The organism is Bradyrhizobium sp. (assembly GCF_027451485.1).
GTDB lineage: Bacteria > Pseudomonadota > Alphaproteobacteria > Rhizobiales > Xanthobacteraceae > Bradyrhizobium.
Map to the genome: position 1 here is coordinate 1 of NZ_DAIDJE010000047.1, position 4,508 is coordinate 4,508.

Here is a 4,508-nt window from a genome sequence, read left to right on the forward strand (position 1 = left end):
TGGCGGTCCAGCCGTTTGACCTGATGTCTCGCCGACACCCTCTTTCGTCGACAAGAGCCACTCTTCAAATTCGCTCCCGCGAGTGAAGCGAACGGTCCGAAGGCTCGTGTGACGTGCCGGCATAAAACCGCCGGCATCTTCGTCAGGCGAGACTTACTTCTTCTTGGAGACCTTGCGGGTCTTCTTCGCAGTCTTCTTCACTGCGCTCTTCGCCTTCTTCGCCTTCTTCGCTTTCTTAGCCATGGTGCCCTCCAATGTGAGATGGCTTAATTGCTGCGTGCACTCGGGAATCGAAATGCACTGCATCCCGAATACACCAACGCATTGAAAAAAACAGCTTCCCGCTTAAGGAAGTATTGACGCCTCGCGCGGCGAGAGCGTGATGCGCAACGCCGGAAGCGACGAGATAACGTTCGCACGCCGATGCAGGAAATTCCGACGCAACGTCGACGCGACATTCGCAACAATGCAGGAATAGGCTTGTATTGTAGTGTTTTTCGTTATTGGCGATGCGTGCAATCGCTGCATGTCGGATGCTGCGCGAGATACGCAAGTCGGCTGGCAGGGCTCATTCGCGGACTCTGAGTCTTGGATTTTGGCAACAAAAAAATTTTTCTCGATGAGCGCCCCGGCGTCTCATCCACGCCCGCCGAACGCCGATTCCAGGCCGACTCGATTGCGGCCGATTCGGGGCGTCTTCGCGCTGCATACGGCGCGCAAACGTCGTGCATGTTCGATGATCATGCGCGAGGCGCGACGAGCCGCAGCAAGTCGCGGTGCGGCTAAGTCAGATGCCTAGCTTGGACTTCAGCAGGTCGTTGACAGCTTGCGGGTTGGCCTTGCCGCCGGATGATTTCATCACCTGGCCGACGAACCAGCCGAGCGCCTGCGGTTTGGCCTTGGCCTGCGCGACCTTGTCCGGATTCGCCGCGATGATCTCGTCGACCACCTTCTCGATCGCGGAAAGATCTGTCACCTGCTTCATGCCGCGCGTCTCGACGATCGCGCGGGGGTCGCCACCCTCTTGCCAGACGATCTCGAACAGATCCTTGGCGATCTTGCCGGAGATCGTGCCCTCACCGATCAGGCCGACGATGCCGCCGAGTTGCACGGCCGAGACCGGGGAAGCGCCGATTGCCACGCCTTCCTTGTTCAATCGTCCGAACAGTTCATTGATGACCCAGTTGGCAGCGATCTTGCCGTCACGCACCTTGTCAGAAACCGCGGCCAGCACCGCCTCGAAGAAATTCGCACTTTCGCGCTCGGCCACCAGCACGCCCGCGTCATAGGGCGACAGGCCCAGCTCGGCCATGAAACGTGCTTTCTTCTGATCCGGCAGCTCCGGCAGGTGCGCTTTAAGCTCGGCAACGTAGGCGTCGGTGAACTCGAGCGGCAACAGGTCGGGATCCGGGAAATAACGATAGTCGTGCGCTTCCTCCTTGGAGCGCATCGAGTACGTTTCGCCCCTGTTGGGGTCGAACCGGCGTGTTTCCAGCTCGATCGAGCCGCCCTCCTCGATGATCTCGATCTGCCGCCGCGCCTCGTATTCGATCGCCTGGCCGATGAAATTGATCGAGTTCAGATTCTTGATTTCGCAGCGGGTGCCGAGCGGGCCGCCGGGCTTGCGCACGGAGACGTTGACGTCCGCGCGCAAGGACCCTTTCTCCATGTCGCCGTCGCAGGTGCCGAGATAACGCAGGATCGAGCGCAGCTTGGTGACGTAAGCCTTGGCCTGCTCGGCATCGCGGATATCAGGCGTGGAGACGATCTCCATCAGCGCCACGCCGCAGCGGTTGAAGTCGATAAACGACAGCGACGGCGACTGGTCGTGCAACATTTTGCCGGGGTCCTGTTCCAGATGCAGCCGCTCGATGCCGATGGTGGCTGTCCTGCCGCCCTCGAGATCGACCGTGATCTCGCCCTCGCCGACGATCGGCGACTTGTACTGGCTGATCTGGTAGCCCTGCGGCAGGTCAGGATAGAAATAGTTCTTTCGGTCGAACACCGAGCGCAGGTTGATCTTCGCATTCAGCCCAAGCCCGGTGCGCACCGCCTGGCGGACGCATTCCTCGTTGATGACGGGCAGCATGCCCGGCATCGCCGCATCGACCAGCGAGACATGGGAATTCGGCTCACCGCCGAATGCCGTCGAGGCGCCGGAAAAAAGCTTCGCATTCGACGTGACCTGGGCATGGACTTCCATCCCGATCACGACTTCCCAGTCTCCGGTCGTCCCCTTGATCAATTTGCCGCCGGTTGCCGTCATATTTTTTAACCTTCGAGAGCGGAGACGATCCGCTCCCATTCGTTTTCCAGTGAACCCTTTGCGACCGGCTGGCCGGCCTGGCGATACCAGTATCCGGCGTTGGAGAGATCGCCCTCAACGCGGTGCAGATACGCGTGCACCCAGGCGGAATTGGCATCGCTCTCGTCCTGGACGATCTTGTGCGCCGCATCCCAGTCGCCCTTGGCCGCCCACCACAGCGCGGCGAGCGGGGAGCTGAGACTGCTTTCTGGCGCTGCGTTTGCGAGCGTAGATTTGAGGTGAGCCATCGTCACCACCACCTCGCCGGCGTAAAGCGGCCGGCCGCCTGCTCGATGACCTCGCCGAGCGAGAACAGCGTCTCTTCATCGAAGGGACGCCCGATCAGTTGCAGGCCGAGCGGCAGGTTTTGTGAATCCTTGCCCGCTGGGACCGCGATACCCGGCAAGCCGGCCATGTTGACCGTCACCGTGAAGATGTCGTTGAGATACATCTCGACCGGGTCGGCGCCGCCCTTCTCGCCGACGCCAAAGGCTGCCGATGGGGTCGCCGGGGTGAGGATCGCGTTCACCCCTCGCGCGAAACAGTCCTCAAAATCCTTCTTGATCAGCGTGCGGACTTTTTGCGCCCGCAAATAGTAGGCATCGTAATAGCCGGCCGACAGCACGTAGGTGCCGATCATCACGCGGCGGCGCACTTCCGCGCCAAAACCTTCAGCGCGCGTATTCTCATACATGTCGGCGATCGCGCGACCCGGTACCCGGAGCCCGTAGCGCACGCCGTCGTAACGCGCGAGGTTGGATGAAGCCTCGGCCGGCGCCACAATGTAATAGGCCGGCAGAGCATATTTGGTGTGCGGCAGCGACACTTCGACGAGCTCGGCGCCTGCCGCCTTCAACCAGTCGGCGCCCGCGCTCCAGAGCTTTTCGATTTCCGCCGGCATGCCATCGAGACGATACTCCCTGGGAATGCCGATCTTCATGCCCTTCACGGACTTTCCGATCGCCGCCTCGTAATCCGGCACCGGCCGTTCAACAGAGGTGGTGTCCTTCGGGTCATGGCCTGCCATTGAGCGCATCAGGATCGCGGTATCGCGCACGGTGCGGCCGATCGGGCCGGCCTGATCGAGCGAGGAGGCAAAAGCGACGATGCCCCAGCGCGAACAGCGCCCGTAGGTCGGCTTCATTCCGACGGTGGCCGTGAAAGCTGCGGGCTGGCGGATTGATCCGCCAGTGTCGGTCGCCGTTGCGCCCATGCAAAGCAGTGCGGCAACCGCCGAGGCGGAGCCGCCGGATGAACCGCCCGGCACGAGCGAAGCGTTGGAGCCCTCGCGCCGCCAGGGATTGACCACGGGGCCGAAGCACGACGTCTCGTTGGACGAGCCCATCGCGAATTCGTCGTTGTTGAGCTTGCCGAGCAGCACCGCGCCATCGCGCCAGAGCTGCGATGTCACCGTCGACTCATAGGTCGGCACAAAATTGCCGAGAATCTTCGAGCAGGCTGTCGTTCTGACATCCTTGGTCGCAAAGAGATCCTTGATGCCGAGCGGAATACCGGCAAGTGGACCGCCTTCGCCTTTGGCGATCTTGGCGTCCACCTCCCGCGCCATGTCGCGTGCACGATCCGGCATCTCCAGCACGAACGCATTGAGCGCGCGCGCCGCTTCCATCGCCTTCAAATGGGCGTCAGTGAGTTCCATCGAGGTGAAAGACTTTGCTGCGAGGCCATCGCGGGCCTCGCTCAGCGTCAGCGACGTCAAATCGGTCATTTATTTACTGGGCTACAGAAAAAGGGAGACAGCGTCTTGTCGTCGGCAGGATCGTCCCGCTTGACCTCGCCGCGGGCCTGACTTGCGGCTTCCAAGGCGTCAAGCACGGCATCCATCGCCTTGTCGGGATCGGCCTGCTTGCCCTGCCGCTCCATGGCGTCGAGATATTCCATGTAGGCGCGGTAGGCCTTTTCATCGTCGCACAGCATGCACATCGGACGCCTCGCTCAATAAGTTCTACTCGACGACTTTCGGAACCAGGAAGAAGTGATCCTGTGTTTCCGGCGCATTCCTGATGATGTCGTCGGCGATGCCACCATCGTTGACGACATCGGCCCGCATCTTCATGGCCATTGGCGTCACCGACGTCATCGGCTCGACGCCGTCAACGTCGACCTCTTCAAGCTGCTCAACGAACTTGAGCATTGCGTTCAGCTCGCCCTGAAGATGGGCAATTTCGGAATCCTTCACACCGAT

General features: G+C 61.1%; 5 protein-coding genes. All 5 read right to left on the bottom strand.

Annotation, left to right across the window (positions count from 1 at the left end):
• Positions 1-787: 787 nt before the first annotated feature.
• Positions 788-2,266 carry an Asp-tRNA(Asn)/Glu-tRNA(Gln) amidotransferase subunit GatB gene (gene gatB / locus NEZ08_RS07140; RefSeq protein ID WP_298105756.1) on the bottom strand — a complete coding sequence of 493 codons (1,479 nt, stop codon included), beginning with the start codon at positions 2,264-2,266 and terminating at the stop codon, positions 788-790.
• A 5-nt stretch (positions 2,267-2,271) separates the two neighbouring features.
• Positions 2,272-2,553, bottom strand: coding sequence for a hypothetical protein (locus NEZ08_RS07145; RefSeq protein WP_298105758.1), 282 nt, complete (start codon positions 2,551-2,553; stop codon positions 2,272-2,274).
• 2 nt (positions 2,554-2,555) lie between these two features.
• The gene (gene gatA / locus NEZ08_RS07150) at positions 2,556-4,031 is read right to left on the bottom strand and encodes an Asp-tRNA(Asn)/Glu-tRNA(Gln) amidotransferase subunit GatA (protein ID WP_298105760.1); all 1,476 of its coding nucleotides are present in this window, start codon (positions 4,029-4,031) and stop codon (positions 2,556-2,558) included.
• The gene (locus tag NEZ08_RS07155) at positions 4,028-4,246 is read right to left on the bottom strand and encodes a hypothetical protein (RefSeq protein WP_298105761.1); all 219 of its coding nucleotides are present in this window, start codon (positions 4,244-4,246) and stop codon (positions 4,028-4,030) included. The genes gatA and NEZ08_RS07155 overlap by 4 nt, the downstream gene beginning before the upstream one ends.
• A 22-nt stretch (positions 4,247-4,268) precedes the next feature.
• Positions 4,269-4,508: Asp-tRNA(Asn)/Glu-tRNA(Gln) amidotransferase subunit GatC (gatC, locus tag NEZ08_RS07160; protein ID WP_298105762.1), on the bottom strand; the 240-nt coding region annotated here is incomplete at its 5' end.

Bases quoted from the DNA above. Each gene is read 5' to 3' on its own strand.
- gatB (WP_298105756.1), bottom strand. From the start codon at position 2,266: ATGACGGCAACCGGCGGCAAATTGATCAAGGGGACGACCGGAGACTGG.
- NEZ08_RS07145 (WP_298105758.1), bottom strand. From the start codon at position 2,553: ATGGCTCACCTCAAATCTACGCTCGCAAACGCAGCGCCAGAAAGCAGT.
- gatA (WP_298105760.1), bottom strand. From the start codon at position 4,031: ATGACCGATTTGACGTCGCTGACGCTGAGCGAGGCCCGCGATGGCCTC.
- NEZ08_RS07155 (WP_298105761.1), bottom strand. From the start codon at position 4,246: ATGTGCATGCTGTGCGACGATGAAAAGGCCTACCGCGCCTACATGGAA.